Annotated in this window: 12 protein-coding genes; all 12 read right to left on the bottom strand. The window is 73.4% G+C overall.

The annotated features are described in order from the left end of the window. Positions 1 to 2: 2 nt before the first annotated feature. Positions 3 to 560, bottom strand: coding sequence for a hypothetical protein (locus K1X13_RS15500; protein WP_221025902.1), 558 nt, complete (start codon positions 558 to 560; stop codon positions 3 to 5). Positions 561 to 570: 10 nt separating this feature from the next. Continuing rightward, a complete protein-coding gene (pyrF, locus tag K1X13_RS15495; protein ID WP_221025901.1) occupies positions 571 to 1,398 on the bottom strand; it encodes an orotidine-5'-phosphate decarboxylase in 828 nt (275 codons plus the stop codon). After that, entirely contained in the window at positions 1,395 to 2,327 is a 933-nt protein-coding gene (locus tag K1X13_RS15490; RefSeq protein WP_221025900.1) for a dihydroorotate dehydrogenase, read from the bottom strand. Before K1X13_RS15490 ends, pyrF begins: the two co-directional genes overlap by 4 nt. Continuing rightward, positions 2,324 to 3,211 (bottom strand): iron-sulfur cluster-binding protein, encoded by an 888-nt coding sequence (locus tag K1X13_RS19745; RefSeq protein WP_221025899.1) that lies wholly within the window; start codon positions 3,209 to 3,211, stop codon positions 2,324 to 2,326. The genes K1X13_RS15490 and K1X13_RS19745 overlap by 4 nt, the downstream gene beginning before the upstream one ends. Next, positions 3,208 to 4,275: a quinone-dependent dihydroorotate dehydrogenase gene (locus K1X13_RS15480; protein ID WP_308249580.1), complete on the bottom strand. Its 1,068-nt coding sequence runs from the start codon at positions 4,273 to 4,275 to the stop codon at positions 3,208 to 3,210. Before K1X13_RS15480 ends, K1X13_RS19745 begins: the two co-directional genes overlap by 4 nt. Beyond that, the gene (carB, locus tag K1X13_RS15475; RefSeq protein ID WP_221025898.1) at positions 4,272 to 7,562 is read right to left on the bottom strand and encodes a carbamoyl-phosphate synthase large subunit; all 3,291 of its coding nucleotides are present in this window, start codon (positions 7,560 to 7,562) and stop codon (positions 4,272 to 4,274) included. Before carB ends, K1X13_RS15480 begins: the two co-directional genes overlap by 4 nt. A 1-nt stretch (position 7,563) precedes the next feature. Beyond that, positions 7,564 to 8,712, bottom strand: coding sequence for a glutamine-hydrolyzing carbamoyl-phosphate synthase small subunit (gene carA, locus K1X13_RS15470; RefSeq protein ID WP_221026110.1), 1,149 nt, complete (start codon positions 8,710 to 8,712; stop codon positions 7,564 to 7,566). Between the two features lie 50 nt (positions 8,713 to 8,762). Beyond that, positions 8,763 to 9,317: a PH-like domain-containing protein gene (locus tag K1X13_RS15465; protein ID WP_221025897.1), complete on the bottom strand. Its 555-nt coding sequence runs from the start codon at positions 9,315 to 9,317 to the stop codon at positions 8,763 to 8,765. 40 nt (positions 9,318 to 9,357) lie between these two features. Beyond that, positions 9,358 to 10,644 carry a dihydroorotase gene (locus tag K1X13_RS15460; protein WP_221025896.1) on the bottom strand — a complete coding sequence of 429 codons (1,287 nt, stop codon included), beginning with the start codon at positions 10,642 to 10,644 and terminating at the stop codon, positions 9,358 to 9,360. After that, positions 10,641 to 11,636, bottom strand: a complete 996-nt coding sequence (locus K1X13_RS15455; RefSeq protein ID WP_221025895.1) for an aspartate carbamoyltransferase catalytic subunit — start codon at positions 11,634 to 11,636, stop codon at positions 10,641 to 10,643. The genes K1X13_RS15460 and K1X13_RS15455 overlap by 4 nt, the downstream gene beginning before the upstream one ends. Beyond that, positions 11,633 to 12,283: a bifunctional pyr operon transcriptional regulator/uracil phosphoribosyltransferase PyrR gene (gene pyrR, locus K1X13_RS15450; protein ID WP_221025894.1), complete on the bottom strand. Its 651-nt coding sequence runs from the start codon at positions 12,281 to 12,283 to the stop codon at positions 11,633 to 11,635. Before pyrR ends, K1X13_RS15455 begins: the two co-directional genes overlap by 4 nt. An 86-nt stretch (positions 12,284 to 12,369) precedes the next feature. Then, a complete protein-coding gene (locus tag K1X13_RS19740; RefSeq protein ID WP_308249579.1) occupies positions 12,370 to 13,719 on the bottom strand; it encodes a dihydrolipoyl dehydrogenase family protein in 1,350 nt (449 codons plus the stop codon). Positions 13,720 to 13,730 lie beyond the last annotated feature (11 nt).

Genomic DNA, 13,730 nt, shown 5'->3' with positions numbered 1-13,730 from the left:
GGCTACCCGAGGGTGACGCCGCAGTAGTCGGCGGCGTGCTTGGCCACGGTGTCACCGGCCTCGTTGTTCTGCGGGGTGTCGAGCGACTCCATGTCCTTCATCAGGTCCTGGGTCTTCCGCTGCAGCTCCTTCTGGGAGACCTTCCCGGAGGCGGCCTGCTGCTGCAGCTCGGCGGCCTTCCTGAGCGCCCCCTCCATGTCGTCGAGCGCACCGGACATGGTCTTCCACTCGTCGGCCACCTCCGGCGGGGCCTCGGCGACGATGTCCTCGATGACGTCGATGGCCCTGGTCACGTCGTCGGGGCCCTGGATGCTCGAGAACAGGGTGGCGAAGTCGGTGCTGAGCAGCTTGCAGTACTCGGTGTCGGCGCCCGGGGCGTTCGCGACGGCCGGGTCGGAGGCGCCGGCGGAGGGCGACTCCTCGGCGGGCTCACTCGGGGTCGGCGTGCTCTCCGCACCGGTCTCCTCGGCGGAGTCCGTGGACGAGCCCCCGCCGCTGCAGCCGGCCAGCAGCGCGAACGCGACGACGGGAGCGGTCAGGGCGGCGGGAAGACGCTTCATGCCAGGCAGCCTACGTGTCGGCCAAGGCGGCGAACGAACGCGCCGCCTCCAGGGCGGTCGCGTGCAGGACGCTCGGGTCCGGCCCGGCCGCGAGGATCTCCCGGGAGCTGCTGGCCAGGACGTTGCGCACGGCAGGCCCGAAGATCCGTCGTACGTCGTCCGCGGTGCCGCCCTGGGCGCCGATCCCGGGCACCAGCAGCGGACCGTTCACGTCCAGGTTCTCCCGGGTCTCGCCGATCGTCGCACCCACCACCGCGCCGAAGGAGCCGAATCCGTCCTCGTCGGCGTTCAGGGAGGCCACCGAGTCGAGAACCGTGCCCGCCACGGTGCGCCCGTCGGCGGTCCTCGCGTGCTGGACCTCGGGTCCCTCGGGGTTGGAGGTGAGCGCGAGCACGAACACCCCGGCCCCGTGGGCCCGGGCGGTCTCGATCATCGGGGCCAGCGAGCCGAAGCCGAGGAACGGGCTGGCGGTGATCGCGTCGACGGCCAGCGGCGAGGTGGGGTCGAGGTAGGCGTCGGCGTAGGCCTGCGCGGTCGAGCCGATGTCGCCGCGCTTGACGTCGAGGACCACCAGCGTGCCCAGGTCGCGGGCGGCGCCGATCACCTTCTCCAGCACCGCGATCCCCTTGGCGCCGTGCCGCTCGAAGAACGCCGACTGCGGCTTCACCGCGGCCGCGGCGCCGGCGAGCGCCTCCACCGCGGACATCGAGAACCGCTCGAGCCCCACGGCGCTGTCGGTCATCCCCCAGCTGTCCATCAGGGCGGGGTGCGGGTCGATCCCCACACACAGGGGCCCGCGGTTGTCCATCGCCTCGCGGAGCCGGGCACCGAACGTCATGACAGTTCCCCTTCGGGTCGGTGGGCGCGGCCGACGACGTCGGCGACCCGGGTGAGGTTGCGCTGGGAGAGCTCGGCCTCGAGCTCCGCCACGATCCGTGCCGGTGAGGACGGGTCGTGGAAGATCATGGTCCCGACCTGGACGGCGCTGGCACCGGCGAGCAGCAGCTCGAGGGCGTCGTACCCGGTGCGCACCCCGCCGACGCCGACGACGCAGACGTCCGGCAGGGCCTGGTGCACCTCCCACACGCAGCGGACCGCGAGCGCGTGCACCGCGGGGCCGCTGAGGCCGCCGGTGACCCCGCCGAGGGCGGGCCGGAGGGTACGGCGGTCGATGGCCATGCCGGGCACGGTGTGCGCGAGCACCACGCCGTCCGCGCCGGCCTTGACCACCGCGCGGGTCACGTCGACCACGCTGTGCACGACGGGGGCGAGCTTGGCGAGCACCGGGATCCCCCGCGGCACATCGCGGCGAACCACGTTGACCACCTTGGACGCCTGGTAGGGGTCGCGCCCGGTGGCGGCGTCCTCGGGCCAGCCGAGGTTGACCTCGACCGCGGTGACGCCGGGGCTGTTGCCGACCCGGCGGGCGAGCTCGGCGAACTCCGCCAGGCTCTCCCCGGCGATGGAGACGACCGCGCGGGCCTGCCGCTGCACGAGCCAGGGCAGCTCGGTGGCCAGGAACCCGCCGATCCCGGGCCCCTGCAGGCCGGTGCCGCTGAGCACGCCGCTGGCCGTCTCCACCATCCGCGGCGGCGGCCAGCCGGCCCGCGGGTCGAGCGTGACCGATCGGGTGACCACGCCGCCGAGCGCGGCGACGTCGAGGAACGGCTCGAGCTCGCGGCCCGCGGCGGCGCAGCCGGCCGCGGTCATCACCGGGTTGGGCAGGGTCACCCCGGCCAGCGAGGTGGACAAGTCGACGGCGGTCACCGGGCCGGCCCTCCGGTCGGCGCGGGCGGGGGTGCGCCCCAGGTGCCACTCGGGACGGTGCCGAGGTCGCGCCAGCGGACCCGGTCGCCGCGGAACACCGGTCCCTCGGTGCAGGCGCGCACCATCCGGGTCACGCCGTCCTCGCCGACCACGGGCAGCACGCAGGCCTGGCACACCCCGGTGCCGCACGGCATGTCCGTCTCGACCGCGGTCTGGCTCCAGGCGCCGTGCGCCTCCGCGGCCTCGGCGGCGGCGTGCAGCAGGCCGTGCGGGCCCGACGCGTAGACCACGTCGGTGGAGGTGCGGGCGAGCAGGTCGGGGAGCACGGCCGAGACGCTGCCGCGCATGCCGACCGAGCCGTCCTCGGTGGTGACGATCACCGTCTTCGCCGCGCGGCGCGCCTCGAGGGCGCCGAACAGCCGGGTCTCGGTGGCGGCGCCGAGCACCATGTGCACCGCGCAGCCGCGTTCCCGCAGCCGCTCGGCGAGGCCGAACAGCGGGGCGCTGGCGTGCCCGCCGCCGACGAGGGTGCAGGTCACCGGCTCCTTGGGCAGCGCGAACGGGCGGCCGAGCGGGCCGAGCACGTCGAGCCGGGCGCCGCCGCCCAGCCGGGAGAGCCAGTCGCTGCCGTCGTCCCCGGTCGCGAGCACCACCTCGACGGTCCCGCCGTAGGCGCCGGTGGGCCGGGCCCGGTAGATCGGGAAGGTCCGGCGCAGCAGCCGCTGCGAGAGGTCGCCGCCGACGGTGAGCGCGACGAAGGTGCCGGGCCGGAACCGCTCGGCGACCCCGGCGGCGACCAGGGTCAGGTGGTGGAAGGCTCCGGCGCGCTTGACGCCGAGCACCTCCCCCGTCACCTGGACCGGTCCCGTGGCCGCTCGCGTCACCGGGCCGCCCGGGCGGAGGTCGTGGCCAGCTCGCGCTGGACCCGGGAGGGCCACAGCGCCCCCTCGTAGACGAAGGCGGTGTAGCCCTGGAGCAGGGTCGCCCCGGCGTCGAGCCGCTCCCGGGCGTCCTCCGCGGTCGAGATCCCGCCGACCGCGACCAGGGTCAGGTCGGGGCCGACCCGTCCACGGAGCAGGCGGAGCACCTCGAGAGCGCGCTCCCGCAGCGGCGCCCCGGACAGCCCGCCGGCCCCCACCCGCGCGACCTCCTCGGCCGTGCTGGCCAGGCCGTCGCGGCTGATCGTGGTGTTGGTGGCCACGATCCCGTCGAGCCCGAGCTCGAGGGCCAGGTCGGCGACCGCGAGCACGTCGTCGTCGCCGAGGTCGGGGGCGATCTTCACCAGGAGCGGGACGCGCCGGTCGGTGACCGCGTCGGCCTGGCGCCGTACCGCCTCGAGCAGCGGCCGCAGCTTCTCCACCGCCTGCAGGTCACGCAGCCCGGGAGTGTTCGGCGAGGAGACGTTGACCACCAGGTAGTCGGCGTACGGCGCCAGCAGCCGGGTGCTCTTCTCGTAGTCGGCGACCGCGTCCTCCTCGGGGACGACCTTGGTCTTGCCGATGTTCACGCCGAGCACCACCGGGGCGGCGGACCGGTCGGTCCGCCGCGCGGCCAGCCGGCGCGCGACCACCGCGGCGCCGTCGTTGTTGAAGCCCATCCGGTTGACGATGGCGCGGTCCGCGGGCAGCCGGAACAGCCGCGGCCGCGGGTTCCCCGGCTGCGGCTCGCCGGTGACCGTGCCCACCTCGACGAAGGAGAACCCGAGCGCGGCGAGCGCGTCGATCCCCTCGGCGTTCTTGTCGAACCCCGCCGCCAGCCCCAGCGGCCCCGGGAAGGTGAGCCCCATCGCGTGCACCACGGGAGAGGCAGCGGCCCGGGCGCCGCGGGCGCGCAGCCCGGCCCGCAGCAGAGGCCGGCCGGCCCGCAGCGCCGCGAACGCCGCCCGGTGGGCGGTCTCCGCGTCGGTGCGGGTCAGGACGTGGTCGAAGAGCCAGCGGTACGGCGTCACCGGCGCGCCCAGTCCTGGAGCGACCGGACCCCGATGTCGCCGGCGCGCACCGCCTCGATGCCCTGCACCGCGGCGCCGAGGCCCTGCACGGTGGTGATGCACGGGACGTTCGTGAGGATCGCGGCGGTGCGGATCTCGTAGCCGTCGAGCCGCGGCGACCCGCCCGCGGTGGTGCCGTGCGGGGTGTTCAGGATCAGCTTCACCTCGCCGTCGAGGATCCGCTCGACGATCGTCGGCTCGCCGTCCGGCCCGGGCCCCTCGAAGTGCTTGCGCACCACGGTGGCGTCGACGCCGTTGCGGCGGAGCACCTCGGCGGTGCCCTGCGTCGCGAGGATCTCGTAGCCGAGGTCCGCGAGCCGCTTGATCGGGAAGACCATGTGCCGCTTGTCGACGTTGGCGACCGAGACGAACACCTTGCCCTCGGTGGGCAGCGGGCCGAACGCCGCGGTCTGCGCCTTGGCGAAGGCGGTGCCGAAGAAGGCGTCGAAGCCCATCACCTCGCCGGTGGACCGCATCTCCGGGCCGAGGATGGTGTCCACGGTGTGGCCGTCGGGCGTCTTGAACCGGTTGAACGGCATCACCGCCTCCTTGACCGCGATCGGCGCGTCCGGCGGCAGGTCGCCGCCGTCGCCCTCGGCCGGGAGCAGCCCCTCGGCCCGCAGGTTCGCGATCGACTCGCCGAGCATCACCCGCGCGGCGGCCTTGGCCAGCGGGGTCGCGGTCGCCTTCGACACGAACGGCACGGTGCGCGAGGCCCGTGGGTTCGCCTCGAGGACGTAGACCACGTCGGAGGCCATCGCGTACTGCACGTTGAGCAGCCCGCGGACCCCGACACCCTTGGCGATCCCCTCGGTCGACCTCCGGATCTTCTCGATCGTCTCGCGGCCCAGGGTGATCGGCGGCAGCGCGCAGCTCGAGTCGCCGGAGTGGATGCCGGCCTCCTCGATGTGCTCCATGACGCCGCCGAGGAACAGCTCCTCGCCGTCGTACAGCGCGTCGACGTCGATCTCGACGGCGTCGTCGAGGAAGCGGTCCACGAGCACCGGGTGCTCGGAGTCGATCAGGCCACCGCTGTACTTCTCCAGGTAGGCGCGCAGCGCGTCGTCGTCGTACACGATCTCCATGCCGCGGCCGCCGAGGACGTACGACGGGCGGACCAGCACCGGGTAGCCGATCTCCTCGGCGATCCGGCGGGCCTCGTCGTACGACGTGGCGGTGCCGTGCTTGGGAGCGGGGAGGCCCGCCGCGGCGAGCACCCGGCCGAAGGCGCCCCGCTCCTCGGCGAGGTGGATCGCCTCCGGCGTGGTCCCCACGATCGGCACCCCCGCGTCCTCCAGGCCCTGGGCGAGCCCGAGCGGGGTCTGCCCGCCGAGCTGGCAGATCACCCCGGCGACGGGGCCGGCCTTCTGCTCGGCGTGGACGATCTCCAGGACGTCCTCGAGGGTGAGCGGCTCGAAGTAGAGCCGGTCGCTGGTGTCGTAGTCGGTGGAGACGGTCTCGGGGTTGCAGTTGACCATGATCGTCTCGTAGCCGGCCTCGGACAGCGCCAGGGACGCGTGCACGCACGAGTAGTCGAACTCGATGCCCTGCCCGATCCGGTTGGGCCCGGAGCCGAGGATGATCACCGCCTCGCGCTCGCGCGGCGCGACCTCCGTCTCCTCGTCGTAGGAGGAGTAGTGGTACGGCGTCTTCGCGGCGAACTCCGCGGCGCAGGTGTCGACGGTCTTGAACACCGGGCGGAGGCCGAGCGCCCAGCGGACCCCGCGGACCACGTCCTCGTGCATCCGGCGGATCGCACCGATCTGCGCGTCGGAGAAGCCGTGCCGCTTGGCCAGCCGCAGCACCGGCGGGGTCAGCTCGTCGGACCCGGCGATCACCGTGGCGACCTCGTGGAGCAGGAACATCTGGTCGAGGAACCACGGGTCGATGCCGGTGACCTCGTGCAGCTGCTCGTTGCTCGCGCCGGCGCGGATCGCGTCCATCACCTCGCGCAGCCGGCCGTCGTGCGGCACCCGGACGCTGTCGAGCAGCGTGTCGAGCGAGCCGGGCTCGTCGGCCCAGTCGAAGATCGCGGACGTGTTCTCCAGGCTGCGCAGGGCCTTCTGCAGCGCCTCGGTGAAGTTCCGGCCGATCGCCATCGCCTCGCCGACCGACTTCATGTGCGTGGTCAGCGTCGGGTCGGCGGTCGGGAACTTCTCGAACGCGAACCGCGGCACCTTCACCACCACGTAGTCGAGGCTCGGCTCGAAGCTCGCCGGCGTCTCCTTGGTGATGTCGTTGGGGATCTCGTCGAGGGTGTAGCCGATGGCGACCTTCGCGGCGATCTTCGCGATCGGGAAGCCGGTAGCCTTGGACGCGAGCGCGCTGGACCGGGAGACCCGGGGGTTCATCTCGATCACGATCAGCCGGCCGTCGGCGGGGTCGACCGCGAACTGGATGTTGCAGCCGCCGGTGTCGACCCCGACCGAGCGGATGATGCCGATCGAGAGGTCGCGCATCTTCTGGTACTCGCGGTCGGTCAGGGTCATGGCCGGCGCCACCGTGATCGAGTCACCGGTGTGCACGCCCATCGGGTCGAGGTTCTCGATCGAGCAGATGATCACCACGTTGTCGGCGGTGTCCCGCATGACCTCGAGCTCGTACTCCTTCCAGCCGATGATCGACTCCTCGAGGAGCACCTCGGTGGTCGGGCTGGCGGCGAGGCCGGCACCGGCGATCCGGCGCAGGTCCCGCTCGTCGTAGGCCATCCCGGAGCCGGTGCCGCCCATCGTGAACGAGGGGCGGACCACCATCGGGTAGCCGAGCTCCTCGGCGGCGGCGAGGCAGTCGTCCATCGAGTGCGCGATGACCGACCGGGCCACCTCTCCCCCGAGCTCCTCGACGATCTTCTTGAACGACTCGCGGTTCTCCCCGCGCTCGATGGCGTCGATCGAGGCGCCGATCAGCTCGACGCCGTACCGGTCGAGCACGCCGGCCTTGTCGAGGGCCATCGCGGCGTTCAGCGCGGTCTGGCCGCCCAGGGTCGCGAGCAGCGCGTCGGGACGCTCCTTCTCGATCACCTTCTCCACGAACTCCGGGGTGATCGGCTCGACGTAGGTGGCGTCGGCGAACTCCGGGTCGGTCATGATCGTGGCCGGGTTGGAGTTCACCAGGATCACCCGGACCCCCTCGGCCTTGAGGACGCGGCAGGCCTGGGTGCCGGAGTAGTCGAACTCGCAGGCCTGGCCGATGATGATCGGCCCGGAGCCGATCACGAGCACGCTCGAGATGTCGGTGCGCTTGGGCATGTCAGGCGTCCTCTCCGTGGGTGTGTGCCTCGGCCGGCACGCCGTCCATCAGGTCGACGAAGCGGTCGAAGAGGTAGGCGGCGTCGTGGGGGCCGGCGGCGGCCTCCGGGTGGTACTGCACCGAGAACGCGGTCAGCGCGCCCCCGGCGTCACGGAGCTCGAGCCCCTCGACCACGTCGTCGTTGAGGCAGACGTGGCTGACGGTGGCCTCCCCGTACGGCGTCGTGGTGCCGGTCTCGCGGGGGGCGTCCACCGCGAACCCGTGGTTGTGCGCGGTGACCTCCACCTTGCCCGTCGTCCGGTCCATCACCGGCTGGTTGATGCCGCGGTGGCCGTACTTGAGCTTGTAGGTGCCGAACCCGAGCGCGCGGCCGAACAGCTGGTTGCCGAAGCAGATGCCGAAGTAGGGGATCTTGCGCTCGAGCACCCCGCGCAGCACCTCGATCTCGCCGGTCGCCGAGGCGGGGTCGCCGGGGCCGTTGGAGAAGAACACGCCGTCGGGCTGCACCGCGAGGACCTCGTCGAGCGTGGAGCCGGCGGGCATGACGTGCACCTCGATGCCGCGCTGGACCAGCATCGCCGGGGTCATCGCCTTGATCCCGAGGTCGAGGGCGGCCACCGTGAACCGCTTCTCGCCCCGGGCCGGCACGACGTACGTCGCCTCGGTGGTCACCTCGCCGGCGAGGTCCGCACCGGTCATCGGAGCAGCCTCCAGGACCCGCTCGCGCAGCCGGGCGGGGTCGGTCTCCGTGCTGGAGATGCCGACCCGCATCGCCCCGCGCTCGCGCAGGTGGCGGGTCAGGGCGCGGGTGTCGATGCCGGAGATGCCGACCACGCCCTGCTCGCGCAGCTCGTCGTCGAGGCTCCGGGCGGCGCGCCAGCTCGAGCTGACCCGGGCGGGGTCGCGGACGACGTACCCGCTGACCCAGATCCGGCGGGACTCGGGGTCCTCGTCGTTGATGCCGGTGTTGCCGACGTGCGGGGCGGTCATCACCACGACCTGGCGGCGGTACGACGGGTCGGTCAGCGTCTCCTGGTAGCCGGTCATCCCGGTGGAGAACACCGCCTCGCCGAAGGTCTCGCCCTCGGCCCCGAACGACTCGCCGTGGAAGGTGCGGCCGTCCTCGAGGACGAGGATCGCGGGCCTCATCCCGGGTCGCGGGTCGAGCCGGTCGAAGGCCGGGCTGGCCTGCGTCTGCGTCATGCTGAGTGCTCCTTGGCGATCTTGCTGATCGAGCGGATCCAGGTGTTGTGGGTCTCGGTGAGCCCACGGCCGGTCCTGTCGTCTCCGGTCGTGGCGGGTTCGGTGAGGCGGAAGCCGGTGTCGAGGAGGTGGTCGCCGTGCTGCCAGGTCACCACGAGCAGGCCGTGCGGCGGGACCACCTTGCCGGCGATGCCCTGGTCGTGGCGGGCGCCGCGGAGCGCGTCGGCGGGGATCCGGAAGGACCCCGCGAGCCGGATCACGTCGAGGCCCTCCGCTGACAGCGACAGCCGCGCGGTGCTGCGGGCGCCGAGGCCGCGCGCCACCACCCGGTCGAGCCAGTCGCCGCTGGTGGTGGTGCCGAAGTACCGGGCGCCGGACTGGAGCCTGGCCGGCGGCAGGTCGGCCACCGGCGGGGCCGGGACCAGGTCCGGCAGGTCGTGCCTGCCCGCCCGCCGGCGCCAGCCGCGCCACATGCCGAGGTAGGCCAGCAGCAGCACGCCGAACATGATCGCCACCGGCAGCCAGACGTCGCCGAGCCCGGAGTCGCTCATGCGGCGGCCCCGCGGAGGTGCGAGCGGTTCCGTGGGGTGCTCATGACAGCTTCCCGTCCAGGACGGTGGGCCTGCCGCGGAGGAACGTGGCGACCACGCGGCCCGGGAGGGTGAGGCCGGCGTACGGGTTGTTGCGGGACAGGGAGGCGGTCTCCGTGGGGTCCACGACGCGGCTGTAGGCGGGGTCGTACAGCACGACGTTGGCCGGCTCCCCCACCGCCAGCGGCCGCCCGTGGTCGCTGAGCCGGCCGATCTCGGCGGGCCTGGCGGACATCCGCTGCGCGACGCCGGCCCAGTCCAGCAGCCCGGTGTCGACCATGGTCTGCTGCACCACCGACAGCGCGGTCTCGAGGCCGAGCATGCCGAACGCGGCAGCCTGCCACTCGCAGTCCTTGTCCTCGTGCGGGTGCGGGGCATGGTCGGTGGCGACCACGTCGATCGTCCCGTCGGCGAGGCCCGCGCGCAGCGCCTCGACGTCCGTGGCCGACCGCAGCGGCGGGTTGACCTTGTAGATCGGGTCGTACGTCGCGGCCAGGTCGTCGGTCAGCAGCAGGTGGTGCGGGCACGCCTCGGCGGTGACGTTCCAGCCCTTGCTCTTGGCCCAGCGGACGATCTCCACCGAGCCCGCCGTGGAGACGTGGCAGACGTGCAGCCGGGACCCGACGTGCGCGGCGAGCAGGCAGTCGCGGGCGATGATCGCCTCCTCGGCCACCGCCGGCCAGCCGCGCAGGCCGAGGCGGCCGGAGAGCTCGCCCTCGTTCATCTGCGCCTCCTCGGTCAGGCGCGGCTCCTGGGCGTGCTGGGCGACGACCCCGTCGAACGCCTTGACGTACTCCAGGGCCCGCCGCATCAGCACTGCGTCGGAGACGCACTTGCCGTCGTCGGAGAAGACCCGGACCCGGGCCGCGGAGTCCGCCATCGCGCCGAGCTCGGCGAGCCGTTCGCCGCCCAGCCCGACGGTGACCGCGCCGACCGGGAACACGTCGCAGTGCCCGGCCTCGCGGCCGAGACGCCACACCTGCTCGACCACCCCGGCGGTGTCGGCGACCGGGTCGGTGTTGGCCATCGCGTGCACCGCGGTGAACCCGCCGAGCGCGGCGGCCCGGGTGCCGGTGTCGACGGTCTCGGCGTCCTCGCGGCCGGGCTCGCGCAGGTGGGTGTGCAGGTCGACCAGGCCGGGCAGCGCGACCAGCCCCTCGGCGTCGACCACCTCGGCGCCGGCGGCGTCGAGGTCGGTGCCGACCGCCGCGACCACCCCGTCCTGGAGCAGCAGGTCGGTCGGCTCGCCGCCGAGGATCCGGGCTCCTCTGATCAGGTAGCTGCTCATGCGTCGTCCCTCTCGGTGGGGTGCTCGGTGGGGTCGGCGGCCGGGGCGGCGGGCGCCGTACGGCCGAAGTCGGACTCGTTGCCGCTGAGCAGCAGGTAGAGCACCGCCATCCGGACCGCGACGCCGTTGGTGACCTGCTCGACGATCACGGAGCGGTCGGAGTCCGCGACGTCGGCGGTGATCTCCATGCCGCGGATCATCGGGCCGGGGTGCATGACCAGGGTGTGGTCCTGCAGCGTGCCCATCCGGCGGCCGTCGAGGCCGTAGCGGCGGCTGTACTCGCGGGCGCTGGGGAAGAACGCGGCGTTCATCCGCTCGCGCTGGACCCGCAGCATCATCACCGCGTCGGCCTTCGGCAGCACCGCGTCGATGTCGTACGACGTCTCGACGTCCCAGTTCTCGACGCCCACCGGCAGCAGGGTCGGCGGCGCCACCAGGGTGACCTCGGCGCCGAGCGTCTTGAGCAGCAGCGCGTTGGAGCGGGCCACCCGGCTGTGCAGCACGTCGCCGACGATCGCCACCCGGCGGCCGTCGAGGTTGCCCAGGTGCCGCCACAGCGTGAACGCGTCGAGCAGCGCCTGGGTGGGGTGCTCGTGGGTGCCGTCGCCGGCGTTGACCACGCTGGACCGGACCCAGCCCGAGTTGGCCAGCAGGTGCGGCGCGCCCGAGGCCCAGTGCCGGACGACGACCGCGTCGGCGCCCATCGCCTCGAGGGTGAGCGCGGTGTCCTTGAGGCTCTCCCCCTTGCTCAGGCTCGAGCCCTTGGCGGAGAAGTTGATGACGTCGGCGCTGAGCCGCTTGGCGGCCGCCTCGAAGGAGATCCGGGTGCGGGTGGAGTCCTCGAAGAACAGGTTCACGACCGTGCGTCCGCGCAGCGCGGGCAGCTTCTTGATCGGCCGGTCGGCCAGGGAGCGCAGCTCCTCGGCGGTCCGCAGGACCAGCTCGGCGTCGTCGCGGGTGAGGTCCCCGGCGCTCAGCAGGTGGCGTTTCACGGGAGGTCCTCCCCCTGGGTCGTCAGGGCGGGGTCCGGGGCCACGCCGGCGTCGCCGGAGATGGTGACCGCGTCCACGCCGTCGAACTCCTCCAGCCGGACCCGGACCGACTCGACGAGCGAGGTCGGCAGGTTCTTGCCGACGAAGTCGGCGCGGATCGGCAGCTCGCGGTGGCCGCGGTCCACGAGGACCGCGAGCCGGACGGTGCGGGGACGGCCGACGTCGTTCATCGCGTCGAGGGCTGCGCGGATGGTGCGCCCGGAGAACAGCACGTCGTCGACGAGCACCACGGTCTTGCCGTCGATGCCGCCGGGCGGGATCTCGGTGGGCAGCAGCGTCCGGGCCGGGCGCATCCGCAGGTCGTCGCGGTACATCGTCACGTCGAGGGAGCCGACCGGGATGTCGAGTCCCTCCACCGCGGCGATCTTCGCGGCGACCCGGGCAGCGAGCGGGACCCCGCGCGAGGGGATGCCGAGGAGGACAAGGTCGTGGGCGCCCTTGTTGCGCTCGAGGATCTCGTGCGCGATGCGGGTGAGTGCGCGGGAGATGTCACGCGCGTCGAGGACGGTGCGCCCCGTCCCGGGATCGGTCCCGGTGGGCGTCGTCGGGTCGGCCGCCCCGGAGGGCGCCGTCGTGTCGGCATGCATCAGCAGCCGGACCTCCTTCTCCGCCTCACGGGACGGCTCGTTAAAGGATGTCGAACGGCTCGAACCCTACCAGCCCGACCGGGCGGTCAGGACAGGTCGGCGAGCGCGCTCTCGATGGCGCGGTGGAAGGTCGGGTAGGCGTAGATCATCGACCCCAAGGTCGCGGTCGGGACCTCGGCGTGCACCGCGACCGCGAGCGCGGAGAGCACCTCTCCCCCGCTCGGCCCGACCGCGGTGGCGCCGACGAGAACACCCCGATCGGCGTCCTCGACGAGCTTGACCAGCCCCTCGCCGCGGTGGATCCAGCCGCGGGCGGACGCGCCCAGGTCGGTGGAGCCCACCCGCACTCTCAGCCCGGCGGCACGGGCCTGCCGCTCCGTCATCCCGACCGCGGCGATCTCGGGGTCGGAGAAGGTCACCCGCGGCACGGCGCGGTAGTCGGCCGTCGGACCGCCCAGCCCGCGGATGTCGCGGGCCGCGACGGAGGCCTGGTACATCGACACGTGCGTGAACGCGCCCTTGCCGGTGATGTCGCCGATCGCCCAGAGCCCGTCGCCGGCCCGCATCCGCTCGTCCACCCCAACGGCCCGTGCCCGCGGGTCGAGCCCGACGGTCTCGAGGCCGAGGTCGGCGAGGTTGGGGCGGCGGCCCGCGGCGACGAGCAGCCTGTCCGCGGTCACGGTCCGGCCGTCGAGGTCGACGGTGAACTGTCCGTCGTCGTACGCCACCTCCTTGACGGTGACGCCGGTGAGCACCCGGATCCCCTCACGGGTGAGCACCCGGGTCAGCAGCTGGCTGGACTCCGGCTCCTCGGGGGCCAGGATCCGGTCGGCGACCTCGACCACGGTGACCTGCACCCCGAACCGGGCGAACGCCTGCGCGAGCTCCACGCCGACGGCCCCGCCGCCGACGACCACCAGCGAGGCGGGCAGCTCGGTGGCCGCGATCGCCTCCCGGTTGGTCCAGTACGGCGTCCCGTCCAGGCCGTCCACGGGCGGCGCGGCGGGCTCGGTGCCGGTGTTGAGGACCACGCCGATCCGGGCGACGTACGTCTGGCCGGCGACCTCCACGGTCCGCGGCCCGGTGAGCCGGGCGTGCCCGCGCACGAAGCCGACCCCCGCGTCGACGAGCCGGTCCACGGCGACCTGGTCGTCCCAGTCGTCCGTGGCCTCGTTGGAGATCCGCTCCGCGACCGGCTGCCACGAGGCGGTCAGGTCCACGTCACCGGCCATGCCCTGCACCCGGGACGCCTCGGCGAGGAGGTCGGCGGCCCGGACGATCATCTTGCTCGGCACGCACCCGTAGTAGGGGCACTCGCCACCCACGAGCCGGCGGTCCACCCCGACCACGTCGAGCCCCGTCCCCGCCAGCTCCGTCGCCAGAGCCTCTCCCCCCGGTCCGAGACCGATGACCACCACGTCCACGTCGTTGCTCACGGATTCACCCT

It is taken from the genome of Nocardioides jiangsuensis, from assembly GCF_019679455.1.
GTDB lineage: Bacteria > Actinomycetota > Actinomycetes > Propionibacteriales > Nocardioidaceae > Nocardioides_C > Nocardioides_C jiangsuensis.
This window is presented reverse-complemented; position numbering and strand designations above follow the sequence as displayed.

Coding starts and splice junctions, on each gene's coding strand:
- K1X13_RS15500 (WP_221025902.1), bottom strand. CDS start 560: ATGAAGCGTCTTCCCGCCGCCCTGACCGCTCCCGTCGTCGCGTTCGCG.
- pyrF (WP_221025901.1), bottom strand. CDS start 1,398: ATGACGTTCGGTGCCCGGCTCCGCGAGGCGATGGACAACCGCGGGCCC.
- carB (WP_221025898.1), bottom strand. CDS start 7,562: ATGCCCAAGCGCACCGACATCTCGAGCGTGCTCGTGATCGGCTCCGGG.
- carA (WP_221026110.1), bottom strand. CDS start 8,712: ATGAGGCCCGCGATCCTCGTCCTCGAGGACGGCCGCACCTTCCACGGC.
- K1X13_RS15465 (WP_221025897.1), bottom strand. CDS start 9,317: ATGAGCGACTCCGGGCTCGGCGACGTCTGGCTGCCGGTGGCGATCATG.
- K1X13_RS15460 (WP_221025896.1), bottom strand. CDS start 10,644: ATGAGCAGCTACCTGATCAGAGGAGCCCGGATCCTCGGCGGCGAGCCG.
- pyrR (WP_221025894.1), bottom strand. CDS start 12,283: ATGCATGCCGACACGACGGCGCCCTCCGGGGCGGCCGACCCGACGACG.